Source organism: Sulfitobacter sabulilitoris (genome assembly GCF_005887615.1).
Lineage (GTDB): Bacteria > Pseudomonadota > Alphaproteobacteria > Rhodobacterales > Rhodobacteraceae > Sulfitobacter_E > Sulfitobacter_E sabulilitoris.
Window position 1 is genome coordinate 134,834 of the sequence record NZ_VANS01000003.1, and the last position, 26,450, is coordinate 161,283.

Sequence of the window (26,450 nt, forward strand, 5' to 3'; positions counted from 1 at the left end):
TCCAGATCATACCGGCCAAACCCCTGCACCGATAGGCTGACTGCGACCGGCGCGGCCGGACAAGCAGGAGAATGCGATGAAACGGATGATGCAAAGCGCGGCGACAGCCGGACCGATCGCTTGGATGACGGCCGCCGCGGCCGAGGCCCAAGGGGTGCGCGGCGAAGGCTACCACGACCACATGTGGGCGGGCGGCCACGGTGCGGGCCACGGTTTCCTGTGGCTGGGGCTGGCCATCATCTTCTGGATCGCCGTGGTCGTGCTGGCCGGTGTCGCCCTGCGATGGCTGATCGGGTCCGGCGTGCTGGGCGTGGAGCGGAACGACGCGATGAGGATCCTCAAGGAACGCTTTGCACGCGGCGAGATCGACGCCGAGGAATTCAGCCAGCGCCGCAAGGCGCTTGAGGACTGAGCCGGGCAATCCGGCGGCTCGATCCCCGCTTTTGGTCATTTCCCGTGGAATTGCCCAATACAAAAGCCCCGGACGCGATCCGGGGTCATTCGGGAATCAACAGGCGGTGCCGCGCGGTCAGCGGCGGCGATCCCGGCGCGACGACATCGGCTGAAACGCAACGCCCACATGGGCCTCGCAATAGGGTTTGCCCTGTTGCACGGGCAGGCCGCAGAACCAGAAATCCTCCGTCGCCGGGTCGCCGACCGGCCATTTGCAGGTCCGCTCGGTCAATTCCATCAGCGACAACCGCTTTGCCTTCTTCTCGATCTCGCTCACCTTGGCCAGGGCCTCGGGGCTGATCTCGTTGGCCGACGGCTGCGGCGGCAAGGGTTGGCCCGCCGGGATGATCGCCTTGCGCGCGGGCAGGTTGGGCTTGGGCGCCGGCTGCGTCTCTTCGGCTTCCGGCTCCGGATCGGCGGCTTTGGGCGCGGGCTTGACCTTGGGCTCCGCCTTGGGGGCGGCGGCTGCGGGTTTGGCCTTGGGTTCCGCCTTAGGGGCGGCGCCGGACGTCGCGGCCCGGTTCGACAGGCCAAGCCGGTGCACCTTGCCGATCACGGCGTTGCGGGTCACACCGCCCAGTTCCTTGGCGATCTGGCTCGCGGATTGGCCTTCGCCCCACATCTTCTTGAGCAGTTCCACGCGGTCGTCAGTCCAGGACATCAGTATTCCCCAGTTAAAAAGCGGCCCGGATGGCTGGACCGCTTTGTTCATTCCGTCAGCAGCCTATACTAATCACCACACGCGGAGTTACAAGCGCGGAACGCAGAGAGCCCGCCGCGCATCGGCGCGGCGCGGCCAAAACCGCACATGCTGCGGGCCCGGAACGCCAAAGGCGGCAGGGCGCAAAAACAGCTTTGCGACGCGGTCGTGATCGGTTATGTCGTGGTGCATGATCAATGGCACCCATATCCCGACCCGACGACGCCTGCGCACCCGCGCCTGACGTCGCACGCCCTGATCCAACGGTCCGGCCCTGGACCATCCCCAAAAATTGTTGACCAATCCGCACCGCTCATGCACCTGTTGTGCCCTTGATGCGGTGTTTACCCAAAGGAAGCTCTCCGATGATCCCTGCCCTGTTGCCGACCTACGCGCGCGCCCCCATGACCTTCGTAAAGGGCGAAGGTTCCTGGCTGATCGAGGCGGACGGGCGACGTTTCCTGGATCTGGGCGCGGGCATCGCCGTCAACGCGCTGGGCCATGCGCATCCCGCGCTGGTCAAGGCGCTGACAGACCAGGCCGGGGCGCTGTGGCACACCTCCAACCTCTACCAGATCCCGCAGCAGCAGGCGCTCGCCGAAAAGCTGATCGAACATACCTTTGCCGACACCGCGTTTTTTACCAACTCGGGCACCGAAGCCTGCGAACTGGCGGTCAAGATGGCGCGCAAGTACTGGTACGACAAGGGCCAGCCCGAGCGCACCGACATCATCGCCTTCTCTGGCTCGTTTCACGGCCGGTCTTCGGCCGGCATCGCGGCAGCGGGGTCGGAAAAGATGACCAAGGGCTTCGGCCCGCTGCTGCCGGGGTTCGTGCATGTCGACTTTGGCGACCATGACGCGCTGCACGCGGCCATCACCGATACCACCGGCGCGATCCTGATCGAACCGGTGCAGGGCGAGGGCGGCATCCGCACCGTGCCCGACCAGTGCCTCAAGGGGGTGCGCGACCTGTGTGACGAACACGGCATCCTGCTGATCTTCGACGAGGTGCAATGCGGCGTCGCGCGCACCGGCAAGCTCTTTGCGCATGAATGGGCGGGCATCGCGCCCGACATCATAATGGTGGCCAAGGGCATCGGCGGTGGCTTTCCGCTGGGCGCGGTGCTGGCCACCGAAAACGCGGCGTCGGGCATGACCGCGGGCACGCATGGCTCGACCTATGGCGGCAACCCGCTGGGCTGTGCCGTGGGCTGCGCGGTCATGGATCACGTGACCGACCCCGCCTTCCTGGCAGAGGTCAACCGCAAGGCGGCCCTGATGCGCCAGAAACTCGAAGGTCTGGTGGCCGCGCACCCCGACGTATTCGACAGCGTGCGCGGAACGGGCCTGATGATGGGGCTGAAATGCAAGGCGGCGAACACCGATGTCGTCACGGCGGGGTATGGCGCGCTGGTGATCACCGTTCCGGCCGCCGACAACGTGATCCGCCTGCTGCCGCCGCTCACCATTTCCGACGACGAACTGGCCGAGGCGATCGACCGTCTCGACGCCGCCGCCACATCGCTGGCTGCCGCCTGATCTTCCAAATGGACCCAAATACCGCGGGGGTCTGGGGGCAGCGCCCCCATGCGCCGCGTGCAAAAGGCACTTAAAGATGACTCATTTTCTCGATATCCACACCACCGACCCCACCGACTTGCGGCGGATCATCGACGATGCGGCAGCGATGAAATCGTCGCGCGCGGGGCGCCCGCGCGGCGCGCCCGACGACGTCCAGCCGCTCAAGGATCACATGGTCGCATTGATCTTCGAAAAACCCTCGACCCGGACCCGCGTCAGCTTTGACGTCGGCGTGCGCCAGATGGGCGGGCAGACGATGGTGCTTTCGGGCGCCGACATGCAACTTGGCCACGGCGAAACGATCGCCGACACCGCCCGCGTGCTGTCGCGCTATGTCGATCTGATCATGATCCGCACCTTCGAGGAACAGACCCTGCTCGACATGGCCGAATACGCCAGCGTGCCGGTGATCAACGGGCTCACCAATCGCAGCCATCCCTGCCAGATCATGGCCGACGTGATGACCTTCGAGGAAAGAAGCGGCCCCATCGCGGGCAAGAAAGTGGTCTGGTCGGGCGATGGCAACAACGTCTTCGCCAGCTTCGCCCATGCCGCGAAGGGGTTCGGCTTCGATCTGACCTTCACCGGCCCTCCGCCGCTCGATCCAGAACCGTCGCTCGACGGGCTCTACAGCATCGAACGCGACCCGCAAAAGGCCGTGGAGGGCGCCGATCTGGTGGTCACCGATACATGGGTGTCCATGCATGATCCGCAATCCGCGCGCGAACGGCGTCACAACCAGTTGCGCGGATACCAGGTCAACGAGGCGCTGATGGCGCGCGCCAAGCCGGATGCGCTGTTCATGCACTGCCTGCCAGCGCACCGCGACGACGAGGCGACCAGCGCCGTGATGGACGGCCCCCATTCGGTGATCTTCGACGAGGCCGAGAACCGCCTGCACGCGCAAAAGGCCATTATGCGCTGGTGCCTTGGCGTCTGATCCGGACACGGGCGGATCCCGCGGCCCGCATATCGTGGTGGCGGGGGCCGGAGCTGTCGGGTGTTTCTCGGGCGGGCTGCTGGCGGCGGCCGGGCGGCGCGTGACCCTGCTGGGGCGTCCCGCCGTGCTGACCCCGATTAACGCGCAGGGCGCGCTACGCCTTACCGATTATACCGGGCTGGATCTCGTGGTTGCCGCCGACAATCTGGCGCTGAGCGATGATCCCGTCTGCCTTGGCGCCGCCGATCTGGTGCTGGTCACGGTGAAAAGCGGCGCCACCGCCGGCATCGCGTCCGAGATCGCGCGCCACGCACCCGCGCATGCCCCGGTCGTCAGCCTTCAGAACGGGGTGGACAACCGCGCGATGCTTGCCGATGCCTTGCCGGGGCGCGATGTCCGGGCGGGCATGGTGCCCTTCAACGTGATCCCCAAGGCGCCGGCCCATTTCCACCGCGCGACAAGCGGCGACATCCGGATCGGCGCGGGGCCGGGGGGGCTCTCGGCATGGCTGAGCGCGCCGCACCTGAAGGTCGGGCAGACCCCCGACATCGATGCGGTGCAATGGGGCAAGCTGCTGGTGAACCTTGCCAATGCGCTCAACGCTCTATCGGGGCTGACATTGCACGAACAGCTCTTGAACCGCGACTGGCGCCGCCTGATGGCCGACCAGATGGCCGAGGCGCTGACGGTGCTGCGCGCGCAGGGTCTGCGCGCGGTTTCCACCACGCCGCTGCCGGTCTGGACCACGCCGCATATCCTTCGCCTGCCGACGCCGGTGTTCCGGCGGCTTGCGGCGTCCATGCTGACGATCGATGCCACCGCCCGCACGTCGATGGCCTATGATCTGATGGCGCGCCGCAAGACCGAGATCGACGCGCTTCAGGGGCGGATCGTTGCGATGGGCGCGGCGGCGGGCGTGGCGACGCCGATCGCCGCCGCGGTTCTGGCCGCGATGCGCGATGCCGAAGCGGAGGAGGGGCCGCGCCGCCCGCGCGCACCGCAGGACCTGCGCCGCTAGCCGGGGGTCACGCCAGCACGCCGTACAGCACCAGAAAGATCAGCGCCGACAGGCCTGCCGTCGCGGGCACGGTGATGATCCAGGCGGCCACGATGGTCATGAAATGCGACCGGCGCACCAGCTTGCGGCGTCGGCGTTCCTCGACCGCGATGTGTTTGACCGGGCTGCGCGCCGATTTCGTTTGCCGCAGGCGCCGTTCCATGTGCCATTCGCGGTAAAACCCGACGCCGAATACCCCGCCCACGGCGATATGGGTGGAACTGACCGGAAGGCCCAGCCCAGAGGCGACGATGACGGTGATCGCCGCCGAGAGGGCCACGCAATAGGCCCGCATCGGGTTGAGCTTGGTGATCTGGCTGCCGACCATGCGAATGAGCTTTGGTCCGAACAGGAACAGGCCGAAGGAAATCCCCAACGCCCCGATCACCATCACCCAGAGCGGTATGGCCACCGTGTCCGCGAATGTGCCCACCTCCAGCGCGTGCACGATGGCCGCCAGCGGGCCCACCGCATTGGCCACGTCATTGGCGCCATGCGCAAAACTCAAAAGCGCGGCGGACAAGACCAGCGGCAGCGAGAACAGCACCTTGATGGATTTTGTGCGGTTGGCCATGCCGCGGGACTGGCGGCGGATCATCGGCCGGGTGACCAGATGGCTGAGCACACCCGTAACCGCGCCGATCGTCAGGGCGGTCGGCATCCCGACCGGGATCACATGCGACAGCCCCTTGATCGCGAGGTAGGCCGAAAACACCCCCACCATGACCGACACCAGGATGGGCACCCACAGGCGCGCGGCGGCGATCTTGTCGCTTCGGTAAAGGATCCTGGCCTTGATCAGTGCCAGAAACCCTGCCGCGATCGCACCGCCCAGGACCGGCGATATGACCCAGCTTGCCGCGATCATCGCCATCGACGACCAGTTCACCGCGCTCAGGCCGGCCGCGGCGATGCCCGCGCCCATCACGCCCCCCACCACCGAATGGGTGGTGGACACCGGCGCGCCCGCCCACGAAGCCAGGTTGACCCAGACCGCAGAGGACACCAGCGCCGCCATCATGGCCCAGACGAACACCTGCGGCGATGCCATGGCGGCAGGGTCGATGATGTCCTTGGAGATGGTCGAGACGACATCGCCGCCCGCCAGAAGCGCCCCCGCGCTTTCGCAGATGGCGGCGATGACGATGGCGCCGGTCATGGTCAGCGCGTTCGCCCCGACCGCCGGGCCCATGTTGTTGGCGACATCGTTTGCGCCGATGTTGAGCGCCATGTAGGCCCCGAACGTGGCCGCGGCGACGATGATGAAGTTGGACCCCGATGCCTCGAAAAAGACCGCCGCCGCCAGCCCGGCCAGCACCATGAAGGCCAGCGCGATCCCCGGCGCGACAAGCGGCCGTGCCACCAGCGACCCCGCCAGTTCGACCCGCGAAATGCGGTCCAGATCGGTATCCAGCGTTTTCCAGGGGCTGCCCATGGGTGATCTTGCCATGCCTGACTAGCGCCCCCCGCCGCCGCTCATGGCGGCACCCTTGGGCGCGCGGGTCGCCCTGTGGCCCAGCGGGAGGGGCAGGCCAGGGCGTTGCACGCGGCCGGTCACAGGTCTCTCAGAATGGCTTTCAGGTCCGGCTCGTCGACCAACTCGGCCGCGTCTTGCGGACTGACCCAGCGACGGCTGCGTTCGTCGGCTTCGGGATAGTCGTCTTCAAGGCTGCGGACCTTGGTCAGGTACACTTGCGTCACCACGGGAACGGACATGCCGTGATCCAGCCCCTTTTGGTATTCGTAGATACCGATGGGGTCGGCCTCGATGTCGGCCTTCGACACCCCGGCTTCCTCCCAGGCCTCCTGCAGCGCGCTTTCGGGTCCATCGAGCCCGTCGATCGGCCAGCCCTTGGGCACGATCCAGCGTCCCGTGTCGCGGCTGGTGATCAGCAGCACCTGCTTGCCCGCCTTGCCCTCGCGCGTGCAGAGCGCTGCAACTTGCAGGTGTTTGGGCCGTTGCAGGATGGGACGGAGCATATCCGTCCAGGCACGTCTGAAAACGTCAGTCATTCTAAAAAACTCGCCTCGGAATATTTTGAACGTCTTTTGTTAAATATAATAAGCACTTTAACCGGAATGTCCAATCAACTCGTGTGTCGGTTGCGCCAAGGCGCCCCTTCGGTCCCCTGAACCCGATCCGCGCGCGCGGCGCTTGTAACATGGGGGCGCTGCCCTCAAGATATGGTGAATGCGGTCGGGATGCGGCGGGCCGCGCGGTAAACGGTGGGGCAGGTGCAGCAATGACGGGCGCGCGGATCGGTGTGTATGGCTTGGGTACGATGGGCAGTGCGCTGGCGCTGAACCTGGCCGAGCATGGCTTTGACGTGGCGGTGTCGAACCGCGAAACGGAATGGATCGCGCCCTTTGTCGCGGGGGCCGGCGCGTTGCGGGACCGGTTGACCGGGGCGGAAACGCTGGCCGATTTCGTGGCGGCGCTGGCCTCGCCGCGCACAGTTTTGTTCATGATCCCCTCGGGGCCGCCGCTGGACGCGATGATTGACGCGATCCTGCCGCTCCTGTCGCCCGGCGACACGGTGATCGACGGCGGCAACGCCGATTTCAACGATACCCGCCGCCGGTCCGAGACCCTTGAGCGGGCAGGCCTGCATTTCGTGGGGCTGGGCGTGTCCGGCGGGGCGGAGGGTGCGCGGCATGGTCCCTCGATGATGTTCGGCGGCTCCGGTCAAAGCTGGGCGCAGGTCCACCCCATGCTCGAAGCGATTGCAGCGAAGTTCGACGGGGATCCTTGCGTGGCGCATCTTGGGCCCGACGGCGCGGGTCATTTCGTGAAAACAGTTCACAACGGCATCGAATATGCCGACATGCAGATCATTGCCGAACTCTACGGCCTGATGCGCGACGGCGCGGGGTGGCCCGCGCCCGCGATCGGCGCCGTCTTCGATCGCTGGGCCACGGGGCCGCTCGATTCCTTCCTGGTCGAAGCCGCGGCGCAGGTCCTGCGGGCCGCCGATGCCAGGACCGGTCTGCCGATGGTCGATGTGATCCGCGACGCGGCGGGGCAAAAGGGCACCGGCCGCTGGACCCTGATCGAGGCGCTCAAGCTGGGCCAGTCCGCCAACACCATCGAGGCCGCCGTGGGCGCACGCGCCTGGTCGAGCGAGACCGCCACCCGCGAAGAGGCCGCCACGCTGTTGGCGGGCGGCACGCAATCCGCCGCCGCCCTGCCCGAAGACACGCTGCAACAGGCGTTTCTTGCCGCGCGCATCATTGCCCATGCCCAGGGGTTCCGCATCCTGTCCGCCGCGTCGGTCGAATATGACTGGTCGCTCGATCTGGCGCGCATCGCCGAGATCTGGCGTGCGGGCTGCATCATTCGCTCGGCGCTGCTGGATACGGTCGCGGAGGCCTTCCGGGGCGATCTGCCCCACGATCACCTGATCCTCGCCCCGGCCATTCGCGACCGGCTTGCGGGCAGCATCGGCGGGTTGCGGCAGGTCGTGGCCCATGCGGCGGGCGCGGGCTGTCCCGTGCCATGCCTGGGTGCGGCGCTGGCGTGGTACGATACGATGCGGCAGGCGCGCGGAAGCGCCAACTTGATCCAGGGCCTGCGCGACTACTTCGGTGCCCACGGATTTGCCCGCACCGATGACGCGGGCGATCATCACGGCGACTGGTAGGCCGGCCGCGCAGGGGTGCCGCGGGCCATTGCCCCCGCCGCGACATCGCGCGTGACCACCGCACCGGCGGCGATGATCGCACCGTCGCCGATGGTCACGCCGGGCAGGATCACCGCCGCCCCGCCGATCCAGACCTGCGCCCCGATTGTCACCGGCAGGCCGCGTTCGATCCCGGCGCTGCGGTGGGCGGGGTCGCGGTGGTGGTCGGCGCAATAGATCTGTGCGGCGGGCCCGATCATCGTCCGGTCGCCGACAGTCACCGCGGCACTGTCGAGGATCGTGACACCCGCGTTCAGATAGACCCCCGCGCCGAGATGGATGTTGCATCCGTAGGACGCATGAAACGGCGCTTCGATGAAACAGTCCGGCCCGACGCTGCCCAAAAGTGCTTTCAGGTCCGGCGCCATCGCGCCACGGGTCTCCGGCGGCAGGCTGCGGTGCGCATGCATGGCGCGCCGGGCGGTGGCGCGCAGCGCCTCCAGCGCGGGGTCGCGCCCGTCGTACCACGCCCCGCGCATCATCTGGTCAAAGGCACTGTCGGTCATCGGCGCATGGCTCCGGTCTCTGCGAGGGTGGTCTTGTCGGGCGGTCTTATTTGCGCGGCTTGGCGCGCAGCGTCGGGTCGGCTTGGGTCGGATCCTCGGGCCAGGGGTGGCGCGGATACCGTCCGCGCATGTCGCGGCGCACATCCGCATAGGAACTGGCCCAAAATCCCGGCAGGTCGTCGGTTACCTGCACCGGGCGCTGCGCCGGCGACAGCAGCGTCATCTGCACGGGAGTGCCTGCGACGGTGGGGTGCTCGGTCACGCCGAACACTTCTTGCAGGCGCAGCGACACCTGTGGCTGCGTCCCATCGTAGTCGATCGGGATCTTGCGGCCCAGCGGCGTGACGAAATGCGCGGGTGCCTCCCGGTCGAGGGCCTGCATCTGGGTCCAGTCGAGACGCGCGCGCAGCGCCTCCGTCATGTCAAAGCGCTTCCAGTCCGCCGCGCTGCGCACACCGGCCAGATGCGGCAGCAACCATGCCTCGAGGCTGTCCATCAACGCGTCTTCCGAAAAATCGGGAAATTCGGGGTGTGCGGCATGCATCAGCCCGGCGCGCCGCATCAGCCGCGCGGCGGAGGGGGAGGGGAGCAGACCCAGTTGGCGCACGCCCTCCAGCATCGCCTGCGCCACGGCCTGCGGGGGGGCGTCGGTCCAGATGCGATCCTCGAGCACCAGCGCGCCGAACCGTTTCTGCCGGCGCGCCAGAACGCGCCCCTCGCGCCGCGACCACAGGCAGACGTCATGCCACGCGATCTGGTCGGCAAAGGTCGCGCGCAGGTCGGCCTCGCTGATCCGCGCGGCCTGCCGTATGCGGGCCTCGCGCGGGTCGCCGTCCAGATCCGTGGCGACCAGCAACCGGTCGCCCGCCATCGGATCGCCCTGCGGCATCACCGCGCCCTTGCCGCCGGCCAGCACATAGCGCGGTGCGTCGCCCGCGCGGCGCAGGCCGACGCGGTCGGGATAGGCCAGCGCGGCCAGCACGCCGGTATCGTCGGGGCCGGTTCCCGCCGTGCCGGCGGCCAGTCGCTTGGCGTCCTGCCGGATGCGTGCCAGCGTCGGGCGGTGCGGCTCGCCCCCATGCGCGCGCTGGAACGCCTGCGGATCGGTGCAGGCGGCGACGCGCAGGGCCAGATCGGCGGGCGCACCGCGCAGCACGTCGCGTTCCGACAGGATGGCCGCCAGCAGCGGTGCGCCACGTCCGCCATGCGCCACCATATGGCCCAGCCGCGGGTGCAGCGGCAGCGCCGACAACGTGCGGCCATGCTCGGTGATCCGGCCCTGCGCATCCAGCGCGCCAAGCATCCGCAAGACGCCGCGCGCCTCGGCCAGACGGCCCTCGTGCGGAGGTGTGACAAAGGCCAGTTCGTCCGCGCCCGCGCCCCAGTTGGCCAGTTCCAGCGCGAAACCGGTCAGATCGCCGGCCTCGATCTCGGCGGGCGGATAGGCCGACAGCGCGCCATCCTCGCCGCGGGTCCAGAGCTTGTAACACGCCCCCGGCGCAACCCGCCCCGCCCGGCCCGCGCGCTGCGTCGCCTCGGCGCGGGTGACGCGGGTGGTGATCAGCCGCGACATGCCCGATCCGGGGTCGAATTCCGCGCGCCGCGACAGCCCGCCATCGACCACGACCCGGATGCCTTCGATGGTCAGCGACGTCTCGGCGATGGAGGTCGCGAGCACGACCTTGCGGCCGGTGCGCGCGGGGGCGATGGCGGCCTGCTGGGCCTTGAACTCCATCGCGCCGAACAGCGGGTGCAGGGTCACGTCATCGGGCAGGTGCGGGCGCAGGGCGGCTTCGGTGCGGCGGATCTCGCCCTCGCCGGGCAGAAAGGCCAGAACGCTGCCCTGCGCCCCGGCCAGCGCCGTCAGCACCAGATCGGCCAGGCCCTGTTCGAACCGCTGCGCCTTGGGGCGGGGTTTGGGCAGCCAGTGCTCCGCCACCTCGAAGCTGCGCCCCTGGGAGGTGACCACGGGCGCGCCCATGATCGCGGCGACGGGCGCGGCATCGAGCGTGGCGGACATCGCCACCAGCAACAGGTCATCGCGCAGCGCCCCCGCAACATCCAGGCACAGCGCAAGCCCCAGATCGGCATTCAGCGAACGTTCGTGGAATTCGTCGAAAATGACCGCGCCGATGCCGGGCAGGTCGGGGCGATCCTGCACCATGCGCGTCAGGATTCCTTCGGTGACGACCTCGATCCGGGTGGAATTGCCGACCTGGGACGCGCCGCGCACGCGAAAGCCCACGGTCTGCCCCACGGGTTCGCCCAGCGTCTGCGCCATCCGTTCGGCGGCCGCGCGTGCGGCGAGGCGGCGCGGCTCCAGCATCACGATCTTGCCGGGCGTCACGCCCGCGTCCAGCATCGCCAGCGGCACGCGCGTCGTCTTGCCCGCGCCCGGCGGCGCTTGCAGCACCACGCGGGCGCGGCTGCGCAGCGCGGCGATCACTTGCGGCATGACGGCGTCGATAGGCAATGCAAAGGCGTCTTGGGTCATGGCCGATGCTTACTGCGGAACGGCGGCAGCGCCAAGGGACTGGACATTCGCGCGGGGCTGCCGGAAAAACGGGGCCAATCACGGGGGCAGGGCAATGGACATCGACGATCTGGCACAGCGGGTCATATCCGGCGAACGGCGCGCATTGGCCCGTGCGATCACGCTCGTCGAAAGCGGTCGGCCCGATCACCGCGCGCAGGCCGCCAAATTGCTGGACGCAATGCCACGCGACCGCCAGGCGCTGCGCATCGGGCTGTCCGGTACGCCCGGCGTGGGCAAGTCGACCTTCATCGAAAGCTTCGGTCTGATGCTGACGGGGCAGGGTCTGCGGGTGGCGGTGCTGGCGGTGGACCCAAGTTCCGCGCGGTCGGGCGGTTCGATCCTGGGCGACAAGACGCGCATGGATCTGCTGTCGCGCGACCCGAACGCCTATATCCGCCCCTCGCCCAGCCAGACGCACCTGGGCGGTGTCGCCCGCCGCACCCGCGAGGCCGTGAGCCTGTGCGAGGGCGCGGGCTTTGACGTGATCCTGATCGAAACCGTGGGCGTGGGCCAATCCGAAACGGTCGTGGCGGAAATGGCCGACGCCTTTCTGCTGCTGCTGGCGCCGGCGGGCGGGGACGAATTGCAGGGGGTCAAGCGCGGCATCATGGAGATCGCGGATATCATCGTGATCAACAAGGCCGATGGCGATCTGAAGGCGGCGGCGACCCGAACCTGTGCCGATTACGCCGGCGCGCTGCGGCTGTTGCGCAAGCGCCCCCAGGATCCCGCGGGATTTCCAAAGGCGATGATGGTCTCGGCGCTGGAGGATCGGGGCCTGAGCGAGGTCTGGGACAGCCTGCAGGAGCTTGTCGCGTGGCGCCGCGCCGAAGGATTCTGGGACCGCACGCGCGCGGAGCAGGCAAAATACTGGTTCCGGCAGGACGTGCGCGCGGCCCTTCTGGCGCAGCTTGACGCGCCCCCTGTCCGGGCCGCGCTCGAGGATCTGAGCGGGCAAGTCGCCGCCGGGGATCAGGACCCCGCCGCCGCCGCGCAGCAGTTCCTGGCACAATTGCGCGACGGGCTGGCGGGAAAGTCGTGATTTGCCGCTTGGGGCGGGTTGACCCCTGCCGCGATTCCCACTAAAGCCAGCGAACGAAATTCCGGGGCGCGGCCTTTGGCTGCCCCCTTTTGTCGTTACACCGGACCGCCGGTCACGACCCGAAACAAGAGGATGATCCTATGTCGCGTGTGTGCGAATTGACCGGAAAAGGCCCGATGACTGGCAACAACGTCAGCCACGCCAACAACAAGACACGCCGCCGGTTCCTGCCGAACCTCAACGACGTGTCCCTGCAGTCCGAAGCGCTGGGTCGTGCGTTCAAGTTCCGCATCTCGGCGGCCGCGCTGCGCAGCGTCGATCACCGCGGCGGTCTGGACAAGTACCTGGCCAAGGCCAAGGACATCGAACTGTCGGCCAACGCGCTGAAGGTCAAGAAAGCCATCGCCAAGTCGAGCGCGACAGCGGATGCGCTGAGCTAACCATCGCCTGCCACCCGGCACGTGATCGCGACCCTGCCCCTAATCGGGCGGGGTTTTGTCGTTTTTCCATGGTGCCGCGGCACGGCGGTGATGTAGGACGGCGCGGATGATGCGCGCGCGACGCCCGATGATGGCCTTTGGCCTTGCCCTGTGTCTGGCCCTGACCGGCCAAAGCATGGCCGTTGCGCGCGGTGCCGCCGCCGCGACGGGGCAGATGGTGCTGTGCCGGGGCACGGGATCGGCCATCGTCCATACCGACAAGGACGGTCGGCCGACCTCCGCCCCCCATGTCTGCCCCGAGTGTGCGCTGATATTGCTGTCGGCGGTCTTGCCGCCCGATGCCCTGCCCACGCCCGACCTTGCGACCGTGCTGCGGGCCATGCCCGCGACGACCGCGCGGCGGCAGGCTGCGCGGCGGATCGCCGACCGGACGCGTGCGCCGCCGTTGTCGGTTGCCGCCTGACCGACCCGATCCCATCTATGACCGATACCGACTGAACAGGAGAACCTCCATGTCTGTCCCGATGTTTCGCGCGACGGCCTTTGCCGCCGCAATCGTGCTTTGTGCCCCGGCCATGGCCTTTGCCACGGGCATCACCATCACCGACCCCTATGCGCGCAGTTCCACCCCGACGTCCCCGACGGGCGCGGCATTTCTGCTGATCGAAAACAACACGGATACCGACGACAGGCTGATCGCGGCAAGGTCGGACGTGGCCGATAAGGTCATGCTCCACACCCATGTCGAGGACGCAAACGGCGTGGCCCGGATGACCATGATCGAGGGCGGCATCGAAATCCCCGCGGGCCAAGCCCACGTGATGAAGCGAGGTGGCGATCACGTGATGATGATGGGCCTGACCCGGCCGATGGTGCAGGGTGAGGAGATCACGATCACCCTGACGTTCGAGAGCGCGGGCGACATCAAGATCGCCGTTCCGATCGACCATGACCGCGTCTCCGACCCGATCGCCGTTTCAGTGGACGCAACCAACTAGCCCCGTCTGAAAGGGCAGTCTAAAAGGGCAGTTTCGGGCGGGGTGCGGCATGGCCCAGCATCTCGTCCACCCAGCGCGGCAGCGTCCAGCTTGCCGATCCTTCGCGGTAGTCTTCGAACAGGTTACCCACGGCGGAGCGTTCGAGGTTGAATTCGATCGTGCGCGCGCCAAAACGACGGGCCTCGGCGACGAAGCCCGCCGCCGGGTACACGTTGCCCGATGTGCCGACTGCGGCGAACACGTCGGCCTCCGCCAGGTGGTCGAAAATCTCGTCCATATGATAGGGCATCTCGCCGAACCACACGATGTCGGGCCGGGCGGTGCCGCGCCCGCAGGCCGGGCAGGCATCGCCCGGCGCCATCACACGCGGCGCATCCCAGCGATGATCGCAGGCCCCGCAAAGCGCCCCTGACAACGCCCCATGCATATGGATCACCCGCCGCATCCCGGCCTTTTCGTGCAGATCATCCACGTTTTGCGTGACCAAAACGACCTCGCCGTCATACTCCGCTTCCAGCCGCGCCAGCGCCATGTGTCCTTCGTTCGGGGCGGCATCGGCGGCCTGTGCGCGGCGCGCGTTGTAGAAATCGACCACCAGCTTGGGGTCGCGGGCAAAGCCCTCGGGCGTGGCCACGTCCTCCACCCGGTGCTGTGCCCAAAGCCCGTTTTCGGCGCGAAAGGTGCCCAAGCCGCTTTCGGCGGAAATGCCCGCTCCGGTCAGGATGACGATCTTGCTCATGTGTTTGCTCCTGCGTCCTGGCTGTCGAGGATCCGCAATTCGCCGGCAAGCCACGGCAGCCGGATCAGCGCGGGGTCGATCATATGCGCTTGCATCAAGCGCCGCATCGTCTGGGCGACATCCCTGGGCACGCGACCGGCCCAGTCGGCACTGGCAAAGAGCGAAATCTGCCGTGCAAATGGCGCGAAGGGCAGGGGGTGGGCATCGACCTGATCGTGGAACCGCGCCGCCCGCATGAAGCCAAGCGGCGTCGTCACCGACCACCCGATCCCGCGGGCGACCATCGCCATCAGCGCCAGATGGCTGCCGATCTCGAACCGCTCGGCGCAAACGATCTGCTGGCGGGCCAGATGCGCTTCGATCTGGCGGCCGATCAACTGTTCCTTTTCGTAGCGCAGGAACGGCAGGTCGCCCAATTGGCCCATTGTGTCGCCGCCCTGCCGCACACGGTCGCGCGGCGTGACAAGGATAAAGGGATCGCGGGCCAGGGGATATTCCACAACCCCGTCCAACACCGCACCGGAACTGGCCGAGATCGCCAGATGCAGCCGTTTTTCCGCCATCGCCTCGGACAATTCATGGCTGGGCGCAGTGATCATCTTGAACCGGCACCGTGTCAGGCTGTCGGCCAGAACCGTCGCCAGCCGTGGCGTCAGGTCGTTGTCGAAATCGTCGATGATCCCGATGCTGAGCGCGCTCAGATGCGCAAGATCCATCACAGTAAGTTCGCTTTGCGCCAGTCGCAGTTCCGCCAGCGCCGCCTCGGTCCGGACCAGAAAGCTGACACCGGCGGGCGTCAGCCGCATGGGCCGCTTTGCGTGATCGACCAGCGCGGTATCCAACGCGGTCTCAAGATTGCGCAACTGCTGGCTGACGGCAGGCTGGCTCAACCCGGTCAACGCCGAGGCCTGCGCCACTGATCCGCTGCTGGCCAATGCCTCGAAGACCTCGAGCCCGCGCAGGGTGACCCCCTTCATCAGCATGTTCGCCTCTCCTTTGTATTCTGCTTTTGTGAAACCAGTGGCCCGTTTCGTCAATAGAACCTGCAAGTCCGCGGCTTCGCCCTGTCGCTTTGCTTATGTTTCTTTCGGCCAAATACACCTTCGCCGGAGGCCTCCGGCCTTGCCGCGCGTACGCCATCCCCGCATCGCGGGCCGTCATGGCGCATCACCACCACGCCATTTCCCGCCTCTCGTTGAATAGCCCTTGAAAATATCGACAAATGCGCCCATTTAAGCCTGCGCTCACATGTGGTGGGCTTTGCATGCAAGGAGAGACCATGGCCAAGGAAGATACGCTCGAATTTCCCGGTGTCGTGAAGGAACTCCTGCCCAATGCGACATTTCGGGTCGAGCTTGAAAACGGCCATGAGATCATCGCGCATACGGCAGGCAAGATGCGCAAGAACCGCATCCGTGTTCTGGCTGGCGACAAGGTACAGGTCGAGATGACCCCATATGATCTGACCAAGGGTCGGATCAACTACCGCTTCAAGTAAACCGTTGTTTATACTCGGGTCGGCAAGTCCGCGCCGCAAGGAATTGCTGGCGCAAATCGGCGTTGTGCCCGATGCGGTGCGCGCGCCGGACATTGATGAATCCCCCCTCAGGGCGGAGTTGCCGCGCCCCTATTGCACGCGCATCACCCGCGCCAAGGTGGCCGCGGTGACCGCAGGCCCCGACGATATCGTGCTGTGCGCGGATACCACCGTCGCCGTGGGCCGCCGGATCCTGGGCAAGCCCGAGGATGCGCAGGACGCGGAGCGGTTTCTGCGGATGCTGTCGGGGCGGCGTCACAAGGTCGTCACGGCGGTGGCCGTGCGCCGGGGCGACCGGATATGGGAACGCGACGTTCAAAGCACCGTGCGCATGAAATCCCTCTCGGACGACGAACTGGCCGCCTACCTCGCCACCGGAGACTGGCGGGGCAAGGCCGGCGGATATGCGATCCAGGGCCCGGCGGCCGTGCTGATCCCGTGGATCAGCGGGTCGTTCACGGGCATCGTCGGCCTGCCCCTGGCCGAAACCGCGACCCTGCTGCGCGCAGCGGGTTACCCCTTGAACGGAGGCGCCGCATGAAGGGCCGCAGCATCATTTTGGACCATCTTGGCGACCGCGAGGCGGCGGCGCTGATCGTGGATGGGCAGCTCGATGACCTTTTGGTCGATGCCGACGCCCCGCGCCCCGGCACGGTGTACCGCGCGATCGCGGACCGGCCCGTCAAGGGGCAGGGCGGCATGTTCCTCAAGACTCCCGATGGCCCTGCTTTTCTGCGTCAGATCAAGGGCCTGTCGCCCGGACAGGCCATTCTTGTGCAGGTCACGGGCCACGCCGAGACGGGCAAGGCGCTGCCGGTGACCGAAAAGCTGCTGTTCAAGAGCCGCTATGCGATCGTCACGCCCGATGCGCCGGGGTTGAACATCTCGCGCAGCATCAAGGACGAGGCTGAACGCGACCGCCTGCTGGAGATCGCGCACGACTCGCTGGGCGACACGCCGGGCGTCGGGCTGATTTTGCGGTCGTGTTGCGCGGGCGCCGGCGCGGAGGACATCGCTGAAGACATCGCCGCGATGGCCGATCTGGCCGCGACCGTGGCCGAAGACAGCGGCACCGGTCCGGAAACCCTGATCGAAGGGGACGGCCCGCATGTGCTGGCCTGGCGCGACTGGGTGGAGCCCGCGGATGTGGTGACGGACCCTGGCGGGTTCGAGGCGCAGGGCGTGATGGAGGCGATCGACACCGCGCGTGGCCCGGCGGTATCGCTGGGCGGTGGCGCGATGATGTACGTCGAAGTCACCCGTGCGCTGATCGCCGTGGATGTGAACACCGGCTCGGACGCATCGCTGGCGGCAGGGGTCAAGGCCAACATGGCCTGCGCGCGCGCCTTGCCCCGCGCATTGCGGGTGCGGGGCCTTGGTGGGCAGATCACGCTGGATCTGGCGCCGATGCCGAAGAAGGACCGCCGCCCGTTCGAGACGGCGCTGCGCCAGGCGTTTCGCCGCGATGACGTGGATACGGCGCTGGTCGGCTGGACCCCGCTGGGCCATTTCGAACTGCAACGCAAACGCGCGAGGATTCCGCTGGCGGAGGCGCTGACATGACCTGCCCGATGTGCGACCGCGAGACGGTGCAGAAATACCGCCCGTTTTGTTCCAGGCGATGCGCCGATCTGGATCTGGCGAAATGGTTCAACGGCGGTTACGCGGCGCCATCCAATGATCCCGACGACATGGACGATCTGGAACAGGCAATGGACCGCGCCGCACGCGACGCGGACAGGCCCGAAAAGCCGCATTAGAGGCTCGGGTCAAAGATCGAAGGTCGGCAACTGCTCGAACGCGCTGCGCAGCGCGTCGCCCCAACCGGTCGAGATGCTTTGATAAACGGCGTCCGACTGCTCGATCCGGCGTTCCAGAAGCGGCTGGAAACTGTCGTTGCGATACACCAGCAGGTCAAACGGCAGCCCCACCGACAGGTTCGACCGTACCGTGGAATCGAACGACACCAGCAGCAGTTTCACCGCGTCCTCGAAGCGCATGTGCGCGTCATAGGCCCGCACGAGGATGGGCTTGCCGTATTTGGTCTCGCCGATCTGAAAGAACGGCGTTTCCTCGGTCACTTCGACGAAATTGCCTTCTGGGTAGATCATGAACATCGTGGGCTTGCCGCCCCGGATCTGACCGCCCAGGATCACCGTCGCCTGAAACGCCGCGTCAGAGGTCTGTCCGGTGGTGGAGCTGCCCGCGATCACCTCTTTCAGGATGGCGCCGACCATGCGGGCCACCTGGAACATCGAGGGCGCGCGCAGGATCGACGGGTCGCGGTCGCCCACCGCCTTGATGCGCTCGTCGATCAGGCTGACCAGCGATTGCGTGGTCGCCAGGTTGCCGGCGGTCATCAGCGTGATGTGCCGCTCGTCCGGGACCGACCAGGTGAACATCTTGCGGGTCTTGGAAAAGTTGTCGACGCCCGCGTTCGTGCGCGTGTCGGACATGAAGACAAGACCTTGATCAAGGCGCAGGCCAACGCAATAGGTCATCTGTCGGGGTCCATGTGAAAAAGGGGCGGCGCGGCGCGCTCGGAGTCGTTTAGGACAGCTTTACTGCTGTATTTGAAGCGATACAATCATGGATTCGTTAGCATCTCCCATACGCATTCCCGAAAGCGGCGCGGCCTCGCGGTAATCGAGGCCGACGGCAAGCCGAACATAGCGGGCGTCCGGACTGATCCCGTTGGAAATATCAAATCCGACCCATCCAAGACCGTCGACATGCGCTTCGGCCCAGGCGTGGCTTGCGTCCTGATCCACGCGGTCGTTCATCATCAGGTATCCGCTGACATAGCGGGCAGGCACCCCGGCGGCGCGGGCGGCGGCCACAAAGATCTGCGCGTGGTCCTGGCAGACGCCGCTGCCACCGGTCAGGGCCGCCTCCGCCGATGTCGCGCTGTAGGTCTCTCCGATGCGGTAGGGCGCGGCCGACAGGATCGCCGCCGACAGCGCGTGCAGCCCTTCAAGAAGGCTGTCATGGCGAGCGACCTGTCGGGATATGTCGCCGATCGCATCGCCCGCCTCGGTCAGCGCGGTGGATTTCAGAAAGTACCACAAGGGCGTGCGCCCATAGGCTTGACCCAGCACACCGGCGGTATCCTGTGTCTCGACCGTGCCATGCGCGGTGATGGCGATTTCGGTTCCGCCGGGGGTGACGCTGACCAGATCGGTCAACGTGCCGTGCTGATCGGTATAGGCGGTTTCCTTTTTCCCGCCGTCCAGCGTGATTACCCAGTCGCGAACGATCTGCTGGCGGGTGTCGCGGGGCGTCAGGCGCACCTGTTGCAGCGCATAGACCACCGGCTGATCGTAGGTGTATCGCGTCGTGTGCGTGATGCGCAGCAGCATGTGCCTGTCCTCGCTCTGGGTCCACGGGATCAACCGTTGAACCGAAAATCCCGTTCGATCTGCGCGCCGAGCGCGTTGTTGTCCCTGATAAAGTCCGTGATGAAATCATGCAGCCCCTCATCGAAGACCGTGCTGATCGTCGCCGTCTTGAGCTTTGCGCGCAGGGCGTCGGCCAGATCGTGACAGATGTGGCGGGTGCCGTATTCCTGTTCGAGATAGGTCAGGTTCTCCACCGTCTGCTTGGCCGAGTAAGCCAGCGACCGGGGCAGGCGCTTGTCGAAGATCAGGAATTCCGCGATGGCGGTCGCGGTCATGTCCTTTTCGTCCAGCCAGCGGAACGACCGATGCGCCGAGACGCTGCGCAGGATCATCTCCCACTGCACGTTGTCCAGCGACGACCCCACCGCACTGGCCGAGGGCAGCAGCGTGTAGTATTTCACGTCGATGATCCGCGCCGTGTTGTCCGCCCGTTCCACAAACGTGCCAAGCCGCGCGAAATCGTAAATGTCGTTGCGCAGCATCGTGCCGTAAAGCGCCCCGCGCACCAGCGCGCTTTGCTGGCGGACCACGGCCAACGTTTCGGGCAATTCCACCTGTGTCACCGGATGATCCAGCAGATCGCGCAGGGTCATCCAGTTGTCGTTCACGGCCTCCCACACTTCGGTGGTCAGCGCGGTGCGCACGATGCGGGCATTGTCGCGCGCGGCCTTTGTCACCGACATCACGCTGGACGGATTTTCGATGTCGCGCAGCAGATAATCCATCACCTGCGTGTCGGTGAAGCCGTCGTATTTCGCGCTGTAGCCCTGCAACGCCCCTGAGGTCGTGACGACCGATTCCCATTCCGCGGCGGTGTCCGAGGACCGGGTCAGCGCCATGCGAAACCCCGCCTCCAGCAAGCGTGCGGTATTCTCGCTCCGCTCCAGAAAGCGGAACATCCAGTAAAGTCCTCCTGCGGTTTTTCCAAGCATATCAGTCCTCCAGCACCCAGGTGTCCTTGGTGCCGCCCCCCTGGCTCGAATTCACGACCAGCGACCCTTCGGTCAGGGCCACACGGGTCAGTCCGCCGGGCGTGATGTTGACCCCCTGCGGCGAGACGAGCGCGAAGGGCCGCAGATCGACGTGGCGCGGTGCCAGCCCTTCGTCCACGAAAATGGGCACCGTGGAGAGCGACAGCGTGGGCTGCGCAATGTAATTGGCGGGCCGTGCGATCAGCTTGGCGCGAAACGCCTCAAGCTCGTCGCGGCTGGCCGCGGGGCCGACGAGCATGCCGTAGCCCCCCGATCCGTGCACTTCCTTGACCACCAGCTCCGACAGGTGATCCAGAACATATTGCAGCGCGTCCGGCTCCGCGCAGCGATGCGTTTCAACATTTTTCAGGATCGCCTTCTCGCCGGTATAGAATTCGATGATGTCTGGCATGTAGGAATAGATCGCCTTGTCGTCGGCAATCCCCGATCCGGGCGCGTTGGCGATGGTGATGCCGCCCGCGCGGTAGATATCCATGATGCCCGGCACGCCCAACATGCTGTCCGGGTTGAAGGTCATCGGATCGAGGTAGTCATCGTCGACCCGGCGATACAGCACGTCGATCACCTTGTACCCGCGCGTCGTGCGCATCGCGATGCGCCCGTCCACGACGCGCAGGTCATGCCCTTCGACCAGTTCCGCGCCCATCTGGTCGGCCAGAAACGAATGTTCGAAATAGGCCGAGTTGTAGATGCCCGGCGTCAGCACCGCGACCGTCGGCTTGCCGTCGCAGGTCGGCGGGGCGCAGGCGGCCAGCGACCGCCGCAGGTTCTTGGGGTAATCGCTGACCGGCTGCACCTTGATCTGTGAAAACAGCTCGGGAAACATCTGCAGCATGGTTTCGCGGTTTTCCAGCATGTAGGACACGCCCGAGGGCGTGCGCGCGTTGTCCTCGAGGACAAAGAAGTCGTCCTCTCCGGTGCGCACGATATCGGTGCCCACGATATGGGTGTAGACGCTGCCGGGCGGTGTCATTCCCATCATCTGCGGCAGGAATGCCTCGTTGTTGGCAATCAACGCCTGCGGCACTCGCCCGGCCTTGAGGATCTCCTGGCGGTTGTAGATGTCCCACAAGAACGCGTTGATGGCGCGCACGCGCTGCTCGATGCCCTTCGACAGGCGGGTCCATTCGCGGTTCGACAGCACCCGAGGCACCAGATCGAAGGGGATCAGCCGTTCCTGCGCGTCCGTCTGTCCATAGACATTGAAGGTGATGCCGGTGCGCCGAAAGAACGCTTCGGCCTCTGCCGATTTCCGCGCCAGCCGCGCGGCATCCTGTTCTTTGAACCAGGCGCTGTAGGGGGCATAGGGGTCGCGGATGGACGCGTCGGCGCGGATCATTTCATCGTAGGTGTCGGAATTTTGTGTCATGCGATCAGCCTAGCGGCCTGCCCGGACAAGGCAATCGAAACCGCCGAAACCCGCCCGGCAGGGCCTGAAAATGCGGCGAAAGCACTATTTTTAAGCGGTATCGCAAGTGGCGCTGCCCCCGGTCGACCCGGCCCGCGCCATCGCCGCGCGCGGCTTGGGATGTGCCGTGAGAATGGATGGCGGGCACGCAACTCGAATGGCGGTGTGGCGCGATTGGATTTGGGTCAAAAAGACACTGGACAGCCCCGCCTCAACCTCCTAGAACCCGCTCACCTGACCAGGCGACTGGTCCCGTGCCCGGGTAGCTCAGGGGTAGAGCAGTGGATTGAAAATCCTCGTGTCGGTGGTTCGATTCCGCCCCCGGGCACCATTTAAATATAATTACATCAGGCACTTATGTGGCATTAAGTTGAAGTTTCACAGCTAGAGATTTGTGCTGGGTGTCGTATGGGTGCAGTCTAGTTTTGTCAATTCACTCCCCAAATCGACTTTTGGCCAAAGGCTGAAAAGTATGAGTTCGTTGAACTTGCGAGACTACTGGCCCCGAATGATATGATCGGCTCTACGTTGGCGTTGTTTCAACTTCGCTTGTTGGGGGCGTTTCAACGTTTAGATTCGAGAACGCATCTGAGACTGTTTGCGATTTATGCCGAACATGGGCGCGCACAATAGCTTTCCTCACACGTTCTTTCATTTGCTCTTTGAAGTTGCGAGCTTGCGGCAAGATGCGGTTGCCTTTAGGACCAAATGTTTGCACGGCGCGTTTTAATTAACTGTAGAAGGTCCAGCTTTTGTAGTCATCGGTCAGCTCCCCCTTTTTGACGCGACTGAACTTCTGGCTGAACAGCGAGTAATTGAAGCTTCCGATCAGTGTTGCGCTATCTGCCGAGGGGTTGGAAAGGACATGCATGGTCCCATCACGCTTTGCCGCGACCGACACCTTTCGATAGAGGCGAGAAATGGTACTTTCTCTGACATATACCTTCCTGCCATCGTACCTAAAGCCAAGGTATTCCAAGCCGTTCTTGCCTTGTGAGCCGGTCAAGTGCTCAAAGGACAGGTCTTCTCCCGAGCGTGTGAATCTGACGACACATGTTTTGGCGGCCTTTATTTCAAGCGCCTCCCCGTGGTTCTTGATCTCATCTGTCGCAAATGAGGTTGCTGCCGCAGCCTCTGTATCGCCGCCTGGGATGATCAGCAAAATGTCGTCTGAATAGCGCATGTATTTGCCGCCGCGTTCACGTGCGTACTGGTCCAGCTTCGCGTCAAAGTCGATGAGGTAGAAGTTGGCAATAAGGTCAGAAATTGGAGCGCCTTGCGGGACGCCGTGCGGCAGTGCGTTCTTTTGGACTAGGGAGGGTTTGGTTGGGTCCCCGCCGCAAATCTTAGCGCGAAAGTCGTCCGGTGAGCATAACTGCTTGGGCATCTCACGGTACGGGACCGTGAAGCCTTCAATGGTGTGCTTGCCGCGTTGAATCAGCCCAAGGTAGCCAAGCCGTCTGTAGACCGAGCGCTGGTCAACAAAGCGGTACTTGGTGATGTTCTTGAAGACAGCATAGTGGTCAGCCGGAAGCTCGTCGGCGCCCAGCAGGTCGCACCAGATTGCCTTGATCCGTGAATGGGACAAGTTCTCAAAGTAACCCTTGATGTCCAAGGCAACCGCCACGCAGTCGCCCAAGCGGTCAACCTCGTCAAACGCGTCCTTGGCGAAGTCGATGTTGCATTTCCCGCCATTCGTGCCGGGTTTTGGTATCTGTCGATATGCTATTGGGCAGTCAGATATGCCCATGTCGGCTAACCGCTGCTCATAGGGGGCGGACAGTTTGCGGCGGTAATGGGCAAAGATGTATGCGTCTCGCCTTGCCCCGTATCGAATGGGGCGCGATTTCTTTTCCGGTTTTACTGCATTTGCAGATCGGTAAGGCTGCCATTCTTCATGGTATAGGAAAAAGGGATAGAATTTGTTGGACGCTACCCGCTGTTCATCGGTCACCAACCGTTCAATCTCTTTCAGAGATATTGGGGCGTCAAAATGAGGGTAGTGTTTTAGGTCGGAATTGGTGAGTGAAAAATCGTCGGTCATATGTCCCCGCGAGTGGGGACGGAACCTCGGGTCAACGCACTTACCCTTGTCATTCCCGCCCCCGCCGTTCTGCGATGTGCGTTCGTCTACGACGTGATAGTGTATACTGTAGTAAAGCTGACAATCTGGTATTGTCGGATTACCTACAAGATGCGCTGCGCACTGGCGGAAGGAGCCCCGATTATGGAACAAGCAATCTGCACTGGCCTAACAACGAGCCTTGACAGTTTAAACACATAACTGCGGCATCCCAATCGATGCCGATACATGTCATGTGGGGATTGCGCCAACGGATCGCAAGATGTGGTCACACAAAAAAGTGAAGCAGCGACCGCATTGTTCCCGCCTGATATCTTTTGCTCTGATCATCAAGATACCGCCACTCAGATAGGTGGTTGCCAGATAGTCAGGTTTGAAGAGACTTCTTTGCGGCACCCAACCTGATGTTTTCAATATCCAGAACGGGCCTCTTTGATTGAGCTAAGCGACCACATTGCCGAGTGTTTCAGTTCTTGTCTCCGTCATCCTTACAAGTCCTGAGCGCCGAGGTCAGACGCGCTCTCGATGACTTGAGCAAGGTCTGTGAGGTAGGCCTTGTTGAACCACGCAAAGTCATCAAAAGGGCGAAACTGGGTATCGATTCCGCCTCCACGTGACACCAGCGTCTTCGAGTTATCCAACAATTTGAAAACCACTGGGATCAGCCCATGCATCGCCATGGTGTCCTGATCGGAAACCCATTCCGCGCTGCTAAAAGCCTGCAACAGTGTCGGTGATACGCCCCCATACGCATCATCCATATTGTTTGCCGCGTCTCTTGGAAACGTTTTCCCGTCCCAATAGTAAGCACCGACCAATCCTGCAGTTGGCACCTTATTGTCAGACACGATAATCTGGAAGGAAGCGAGTTGTGACACGCCACGTCGCTTTGAGAGATAGAGATCCATGAATGTATTTCGACCTCGATTGGCCTCAAATGCAACTTCGACATTCTCGGACTGGAGCGATGCGAGATAAGTCTCTGCAGCAGATCTAAAAACACTTGAAAATGACAAAAAATCTAGGAAATCCGACACCTCACGCGCGAAGTTCTTTTCCAATTGGGGCTTTGCTAATGATGTATATGTGTATTGGTTCTGTTTCGCGCCACCCGTCATCGGAGAGAAGCTAGTCATTTGTGACAGAAGCTTTTCATCTGTATTGATCAGATCCTTTGCTGACCACCGGCCAACTTTCTTGATACTTTCAAAATCAAAACGTCCTAGTAGGTTTGTCACCTTTTCGGGTGTTCCAGACCGGGCTGAGCCAGAATAGAAGGTCGACAGAACGTCTTCCTGCTCAAATATCCAGAACAATGCATCCGTTTCTGCCTTGGCGTTTGGGTGTAAATATGGCTCGAGCCAGCCGACTTTGTTTCCAACAACACTCTCGAGGTCAGGGTGAAACTCAGCTGGGATTTTCCAAATGTAGGCGACCACCAAATGGTCTACGAACTTGGAATTGGGCCTAGGATTGAGGAGCAGCAGAGCACTGCGTATGAACGGAAGTTTAGCCGCACGTTCCACCACACGATGCAAATATTGCTGTCGCGCTGGTTCGTCTTTGAAGTACATTACACAAATTTCCGGACTGATCCGGGGTGAAAATGAGATTATTTGCAATGCTTGGCGGTCCAAAACAAGCTCGCCATTCCTCATGTGGGCTTTGTAGCCACTTACATCCGCACCACAAGTCACTGCAAAAGCAGATAAAGGCAGAAGAACTTCATGCCAGTCCGTCGACACTAGGACGCATCGTACCCTTTCTTTTTGAACATCATGCTCCTGACAAAACAGGACAAGGTACTTGCTAAGTTCATTGAGTGTTGCCCTTGCGCTATTGTCGCTGCGTTTGACTTCGATGCAGACGTAATTCCCCAAAGCGTCCATCGCCAAAATGTCCACTCTCCCTCCAGCGCCAAGAGCGTTGGGCAAAGTGTGCTCAATTTCTACCAATGTCAGGTCCGGTTCGAGTATCTCCAGATGCTTTGCAATATGATCCCGAAGACCACCCTCATTTTCCCATCGACCAAGAACTGGAAGTTTCATGTATCACGCCATCCCTTATTTGGTTCACGCTGCTCAATCGTGGAAGATAACTCTGCCACATGCGTTAACTCAGGCTTAGAAGGCTATTATCGCAAATCGTCGCTTGGTGCATCTGGGTCCTACGCGAAATGCATCCAAGCATTTCAAGATGGTCAAGAGAGCCTTAAACCCGCCGTTCGGTAGAGCTTAGTCGTCTACAGAAAAGCTGGAGCAGTGTGAATGCGATCCGCCACAGATGCAGCGAACGGCAGGCTTGACAGGTCGGGTGCTACATGACCGAAGTTGCTCCAATGCCTGCAAAGTGCTGCCT

General features: G+C 64.0%; 26 protein-coding genes and 1 tRNA gene. 14 read left to right on the forward strand and 13 right to left on the reverse strand.

From position 1 onward, the window contains the following. Positions 1–76: 76 nt before the first annotated feature. Complete coding sequence (locus FDT80_RS12925; protein ID WP_138662731.1) at positions 77–412, forward strand: SHOCT domain-containing protein; 336 nt, start codon at positions 77–79, stop codon at positions 410–412. Between the two features lie 117 nt (positions 413–529). Here FDT80_RS12925 and FDT80_RS12930 read toward each other — a convergent pair whose 3' ends face one another. Further along, a complete protein-coding gene (locus tag FDT80_RS12930) occupies positions 530–1,114 on the reverse strand; it encodes a GcrA family cell cycle regulator (protein WP_138662732.1) in 585 nt (194 codons plus the stop codon). 404 nt (positions 1,115–1,518) lie between these two features. Between FDT80_RS12930 and FDT80_RS12935 the strand changes: the two genes are divergently transcribed. From FDT80_RS12935 to FDT80_RS12945, 3 genes are all read left to right on the forward strand, one after another. Further along, the gene (locus tag FDT80_RS12935; RefSeq protein ID WP_138662733.1) at positions 1,519–2,694 is read left to right on the forward strand and encodes an aspartate aminotransferase family protein; all 1,176 of its coding nucleotides are present in this window, start codon (positions 1,519–1,521) and stop codon (positions 2,692–2,694) included. A 76-nt stretch (positions 2,695–2,770) separates the two neighbouring features. Then, positions 2,771–3,676: an ornithine carbamoyltransferase gene (gene argF, locus FDT80_RS12940; protein WP_138662734.1), complete on the forward strand. Its 906-nt coding sequence runs from the start codon at positions 2,771–2,773 to the stop codon at positions 3,674–3,676. Next, positions 3,666–4,694, forward strand: a complete 1,029-nt coding sequence (locus FDT80_RS12945; RefSeq protein ID WP_138662735.1) for a 2-dehydropantoate 2-reductase — start codon at positions 3,666–3,668, stop codon at positions 4,692–4,694. Before argF ends, FDT80_RS12945 begins: the two co-directional genes overlap by 11 nt. A 7-nt stretch (positions 4,695–4,701) precedes the next feature. Here the strand turns inward: FDT80_RS12945 and FDT80_RS12950 are convergent, their stop codons facing one another. After that, positions 4,702–6,183, reverse strand: coding sequence for an inorganic phosphate transporter (locus FDT80_RS12950; protein ID WP_138662736.1), 1,482 nt, complete (start codon positions 6,181–6,183; stop codon positions 4,702–4,704). A gap of 104 nt (positions 6,184–6,287) precedes the next feature. Beyond that, complete coding sequence (locus tag FDT80_RS12955; protein WP_170311860.1) at positions 6,288–6,746, reverse strand: NUDIX hydrolase; 459 nt, start codon at positions 6,744–6,746, stop codon at positions 6,288–6,290. 230 nt (positions 6,747–6,976) lie between these two features. Here FDT80_RS12955 and gndA point away from each other — a divergent pair, with 230 nt between their 5' ends. Further along, the gene (gndA, locus tag FDT80_RS12960; RefSeq protein WP_138662737.1) at positions 6,977–8,374 is read left to right on the forward strand and encodes an NADP-dependent phosphogluconate dehydrogenase; all 1,398 of its coding nucleotides are present in this window, start codon (positions 6,977–6,979) and stop codon (positions 8,372–8,374) included. Here gndA and FDT80_RS12965 read toward each other — a convergent pair. Then, positions 8,359–8,919 (reverse strand): sugar O-acetyltransferase, encoded by a 561-nt coding sequence (locus FDT80_RS12965; protein ID WP_138662738.1) that lies wholly within the window; start codon positions 8,917–8,919, stop codon positions 8,359–8,361. The two genes, gndA and FDT80_RS12965, sit on opposite strands and share 16 nt — an antisense overlap. 46 nt (positions 8,920–8,965) lie before the next feature. Then, positions 8,966–11,413 carry an ATP-dependent helicase HrpB gene (hrpB, locus tag FDT80_RS12970; RefSeq protein WP_138662739.1) on the reverse strand — a complete coding sequence of 816 codons (2,448 nt, stop codon included), beginning with the start codon at positions 11,411–11,413 and terminating at the stop codon, positions 8,966–8,968. 94 nt (positions 11,414–11,507) lie between these two features. On the opposite strand from hrpB, the gene meaB reads away from it, so the two are divergent. The 4 genes from meaB (at position 11,508) to FDT80_RS12990 (ending at position 13,935) form a co-directional block, all read left to right on the forward strand. After that, complete coding sequence (meaB, locus tag FDT80_RS12975) at positions 11,508–12,497, forward strand: methylmalonyl Co-A mutase-associated GTPase MeaB (RefSeq protein WP_138662740.1); 990 nt, start codon at positions 11,508–11,510, stop codon at positions 12,495–12,497. Positions 12,498–12,637: 140 nt separating this feature from the next. Continuing rightward, positions 12,638–12,937, forward strand: coding sequence for a 50S ribosomal protein L28 (rpmB, locus tag FDT80_RS12980; RefSeq protein WP_138662741.1), 300 nt, complete (start codon positions 12,638–12,640; stop codon positions 12,935–12,937). Positions 12,938–13,043: 106 nt separating this feature from the next. After that, a complete protein-coding gene (locus FDT80_RS18990) occupies positions 13,044–13,400 on the forward strand; it encodes a hypothetical protein (RefSeq protein WP_212733854.1) in 357 nt (118 codons plus the stop codon). Between the two features lie 49 nt (positions 13,401–13,449). Further along, positions 13,450–13,935: a copper chaperone PCu(A)C gene (locus FDT80_RS12990; protein WP_246039945.1), complete on the forward strand. Its 486-nt coding sequence runs from the start codon at positions 13,450–13,452 to the stop codon at positions 13,933–13,935. Positions 13,936–13,954: 19 nt separating this feature from the next. Here FDT80_RS12990 and FDT80_RS12995 read toward each other — a convergent pair whose 3' ends face one another. Continuing rightward, entirely contained in the window at positions 13,955–14,674 is a 720-nt protein-coding gene (locus FDT80_RS12995; RefSeq protein ID WP_138662742.1) for an NAD-dependent deacylase, read from the reverse strand. Beyond that, entirely contained in the window at positions 14,671–15,657 is a 987-nt protein-coding gene (locus FDT80_RS13000; protein ID WP_138662743.1) for a LysR family transcriptional regulator, read from the reverse strand. The genes FDT80_RS12995 and FDT80_RS13000 overlap by 4 nt, the downstream gene beginning before the upstream one ends. Positions 15,658–15,953: 296 nt before the next feature. Between FDT80_RS13000 and infA the strand changes: the two genes are divergently transcribed. The 4 genes from infA to FDT80_RS13020 are packed head-to-tail and all read left to right on the forward strand — an operon-like array spanning position 15,954 to position 17,971. Next, complete coding sequence (gene infA / locus FDT80_RS13005) at positions 15,954–16,172, forward strand: translation initiation factor IF-1 (protein ID WP_005978431.1); 219 nt, start codon at positions 15,954–15,956, stop codon at positions 16,170–16,172. 4 nt (positions 16,173–16,176) lie between these two features. Next, entirely contained in the window at positions 16,177–16,752 is a 576-nt protein-coding gene (locus FDT80_RS13010) for a Maf family protein (protein ID WP_138662744.1), read from the forward strand. Then, positions 16,749–17,774: a ribonuclease E/G gene (locus FDT80_RS13015; RefSeq protein WP_138662745.1), complete on the forward strand. Its 1,026-nt coding sequence runs from the start codon at positions 16,749–16,751 to the stop codon at positions 17,772–17,774. The genes FDT80_RS13010 and FDT80_RS13015 overlap by 4 nt, the downstream gene beginning before the upstream one ends. Continuing rightward, complete coding sequence (locus FDT80_RS13020) at positions 17,771–17,971, forward strand: DNA gyrase inhibitor YacG (RefSeq protein ID WP_138662746.1); 201 nt, start codon at positions 17,771–17,773, stop codon at positions 17,969–17,971. Before FDT80_RS13015 ends, FDT80_RS13020 begins: the two co-directional genes overlap by 4 nt. A gap of 9 nt (positions 17,972–17,980) precedes the next feature. Here the strand turns inward: FDT80_RS13020 and FDT80_RS13025 are convergent, their stop codons facing one another. From FDT80_RS13025 to FDT80_RS13040, 4 genes are read right to left on the reverse strand one after another with little or no spacing between them, the layout of a single operon-like run. Beyond that, positions 17,981–18,712 (reverse strand): proteasome-type protease, encoded by a 732-nt coding sequence (locus tag FDT80_RS13025; protein ID WP_138662747.1) that lies wholly within the window; start codon positions 18,710–18,712, stop codon positions 17,981–17,983. Between the two features lie 60 nt (positions 18,713–18,772). Continuing rightward, the gene (locus FDT80_RS13030; protein ID WP_138662748.1) at positions 18,773–19,570 is read right to left on the reverse strand and encodes a transglutaminase family protein; all 798 of its coding nucleotides are present in this window, start codon (positions 19,568–19,570) and stop codon (positions 18,773–18,775) included. A 29-nt stretch (positions 19,571–19,599) separates the two neighbouring features. Next, positions 19,600–20,541, reverse strand: coding sequence for an alpha-E domain-containing protein (locus FDT80_RS13035; RefSeq protein ID WP_138662749.1), 942 nt, complete (start codon positions 20,539–20,541; stop codon positions 19,600–19,602). Position 20,542: 1 nt separating this feature from the next. After that, positions 20,543–21,970: a circularly permuted type 2 ATP-grasp protein gene (locus FDT80_RS13040; protein ID WP_138662750.1), complete on the reverse strand. Its 1,428-nt coding sequence runs from the start codon at positions 21,968–21,970 to the stop codon at positions 20,543–20,545. 295 nt (positions 21,971–22,265) lie between these two features. On the opposite strand from FDT80_RS13040, the gene FDT80_RS13045 reads away from it, so the two are divergent. Then, positions 22,266–22,340, forward strand: a tRNA-Phe gene (locus FDT80_RS13045). A gap of 399 nt (positions 22,341–22,739) precedes the next feature. On the opposite strand, the gene FDT80_RS13050 is transcribed toward FDT80_RS13045, so the two are convergent. Together FDT80_RS13050 and FDT80_RS13055 are read right to left on the reverse strand one after the other, a co-directional pair. Next, positions 22,740–24,053, reverse strand: coding sequence for a reverse transcriptase domain-containing protein (locus FDT80_RS13050; RefSeq protein WP_138662751.1), 1,314 nt, complete (start codon positions 24,051–24,053; stop codon positions 22,740–22,742). Positions 24,054–24,580: 527 nt separating this feature from the next. Next, positions 24,581–26,140 carry an endonuclease NucS domain-containing protein gene (locus tag FDT80_RS13055; protein WP_138662752.1) on the reverse strand — a complete coding sequence of 520 codons (1,560 nt, stop codon included), beginning with the start codon at positions 26,138–26,140 and terminating at the stop codon, positions 24,581–24,583. Positions 26,141–26,450: the final 310 nt, after the last annotated feature.

Bases quoted from the DNA above. Each gene is read 5' to 3' on its own strand.
- FDT80_RS12930 (WP_138662732.1), bottom strand. From the start codon at position 1,114: ATGTCCTGGACTGACGACCGCGTGGAACTGCTCAAGAAGATGTGGGGC.
- infA (WP_005978431.1), top strand. From the start codon at position 15,954: ATGGCCAAGGAAGATACGCTCGAATTTCCCGGTGTCGTGAAGGAACTC.
- FDT80_RS13035 (WP_138662749.1), bottom strand. From the start codon at position 20,541: ATGCTTGGAAAAACCGCAGGAGGACTTTACTGGATGTTCCGCTTTCTG.
- FDT80_RS13020 (WP_138662746.1), top strand. From the start codon at position 17,771: ATGACCTGCCCGATGTGCGACCGCGAGACGGTGCAGAAATACCGCCCG.
- FDT80_RS12990 (WP_246039945.1), top strand. From the start codon at position 13,450: ATGTCTGTCCCGATGTTTCGCGCGACGGCCTTTGCCGCCGCAATCGTG.
- FDT80_RS13030 (WP_138662748.1), bottom strand. From the start codon at position 19,570: ATGCTGCTGCGCATCACGCACACGACGCGATACACCTACGATCAGCCG.
- FDT80_RS13040 (WP_138662750.1), bottom strand. From the start codon at position 21,970: ATGACACAAAATTCCGACACCTACGATGAAATGATCCGCGCCGACGCG.
- FDT80_RS13025 (WP_138662747.1), bottom strand. From the start codon at position 18,712: ATGACCTATTGCGTTGGCCTGCGCCTTGATCAAGGTCTTGTCTTCATG.
- FDT80_RS13050 (WP_138662751.1), bottom strand. From the start codon at position 24,053: ATGACCGACGATTTTTCACTCACCAATTCCGACCTAAAACACTACCCT.
- argF (WP_138662734.1), top strand. From the start codon at position 2,771: ATGACTCATTTTCTCGATATCCACACCACCGACCCCACCGACTTGCGG.
- FDT80_RS13055 (WP_138662752.1), bottom strand. From the start codon at position 26,140: ATGAAACTTCCAGTTCTTGGTCGATGGGAAAATGAGGGTGGTCTTCGG.
- meaB (WP_138662740.1), top strand. From the start codon at position 11,508: ATGGACATCGACGATCTGGCACAGCGGGTCATATCCGGCGAACGGCGC.
- FDT80_RS12995 (WP_138662742.1), bottom strand. From the start codon at position 14,674: ATGAGCAAGATCGTCATCCTGACCGGAGCGGGCATTTCCGCCGAAAGC.
- FDT80_RS12955 (WP_170311860.1), bottom strand. From the start codon at position 6,746: ATGACTGACGTTTTCAGACGTGCCTGGACGGATATGCTCCGTCCCATC.
- rpmB (WP_138662741.1), top strand. From the start codon at position 12,638: ATGTCGCGTGTGTGCGAATTGACCGGAAAAGGCCCGATGACTGGCAAC.
- FDT80_RS13000 (WP_138662743.1), bottom strand. From the start codon at position 15,657: ATGCTGATGAAGGGGGTCACCCTGCGCGGGCTCGAGGTCTTCGAGGCA.
- FDT80_RS12950 (WP_138662736.1), bottom strand. From the start codon at position 6,183: ATGGCAAGATCACCCATGGGCAGCCCCTGGAAAACGCTGGATACCGAT.
- FDT80_RS12965 (WP_138662738.1), bottom strand. From the start codon at position 8,919: ATGACCGACAGTGCCTTTGACCAGATGATGCGCGGGGCGTGGTACGAC.
- hrpB (WP_138662739.1), bottom strand. From the start codon at position 11,413: ATGACCCAAGACGCCTTTGCATTGCCTATCGACGCCGTCATGCCGCAA.
- FDT80_RS13015 (WP_138662745.1), top strand. From the start codon at position 16,749: ATGAAGGGCCGCAGCATCATTTTGGACCATCTTGGCGACCGCGAGGCG.
- FDT80_RS18990 (WP_212733854.1), top strand. From the start codon at position 13,044: ATGATGCGCGCGCGACGCCCGATGATGGCCTTTGGCCTTGCCCTGTGT.
- FDT80_RS12925 (WP_138662731.1), top strand. From the start codon at position 77: ATGAAACGGATGATGCAAAGCGCGGCGACAGCCGGACCGATCGCTTGG.
- FDT80_RS12935 (WP_138662733.1), top strand. From the start codon at position 1,519: ATGATCCCTGCCCTGTTGCCGACCTACGCGCGCGCCCCCATGACCTTC.
- gndA (WP_138662737.1), top strand. From the start codon at position 6,977: ATGACGGGCGCGCGGATCGGTGTGTATGGCTTGGGTACGATGGGCAGT.